This is a genomic window from Burkholderia sp. Ac-20392, from assembly GCF_017104585.1.
GTDB classification, from domain to species: Bacteria; Pseudomonadota; Gammaproteobacteria; order Burkholderiales; family Burkholderiaceae; genus Burkholderia; species Burkholderia lata.
Map to the genome: position 1 here is coordinate 1 of NZ_JAAGPB010001092.1, position 819 is coordinate 819.

Annotated in this window: 1 protein-coding gene; it reads left to right on the forward strand. The window is 71.3% G+C overall.

Annotated elements, in window-relative coordinates; all coding sequences use genetic code 11:
* A partial coding sequence (locus G3N99_RS40965) for a condensation domain-containing protein (RefSeq protein WP_241012109.1) occupies positions 1-819 on the forward strand: 819 nt, incomplete at both ends.

An 819-nucleotide genomic window follows, 5' to 3' on the forward strand; every position in this document is an offset into this window, starting at 1 on the left:
ACGCCGTTCGCGGTGCTGCTCGCCGCGCTCGATGCGCTGCTGGCGCGCTCGACCGGCGACGCGCGCATCTGCGTCGGCGTGCCGGCCGCGAACCGCGAACGTGCGGAAGTCGCGGGCCTGATCGGTTTCTTCGTCAACACGCTGGCGATCGATGTCGATGTGCCCGCGCACGGCGATTTCTCGTCGCTGGTCGCGCGCACGCAGCGTGCGCTCGTCGACGCGCAGATGCACCAGGACGTGCCGTTCGAGCAGGTGGTCGACGCGCTCGGCGTGCCGCGCAGTGCAAGCCACCATCCGCTGTTCCAGGTGATGGCCGCGTACGGCGAGCGCCGCGCGCTGCCGGCGCTCGGCGCGGCGTCGGCCGCATTGTTGCCGTCGGGCACGCCATCCGCGAAATTCGACCTGACGCTTTCGGTCGAAGCGACGCCGGACGGCACGTTCGACGCCGCATTCATCTATGCGCTCGACCTGTTCGAAGCAGACGCGATTTCACGGCTGGCCGCGCGCTTCGTCACGCTGCTGGCCGATGCGCTCGCGCGCCCCGACATGCCGGTCGGCGATCTCGACTGGCTGCCCGCCGCCGAGCGCGAGCAGCTTTTCGCGTGGAACGCGCCGGCGGGCGCAACCGAATCCGTACCGTTCGTGCCCGTTCATGCCCGCATCGCCGCGCATGCACAGGCACGGCCCGACGCACGCGGCGTCGCCGATATCGATCGCGCGCTGACGCGCGGTGAAGTCGATGCGCGCGCGGCGCGGCTGGCGCGCCATCTGGTGGCAGCCGGCGTACGACCGGAAATGCGCGTCGGCGTCGCGCTGCAG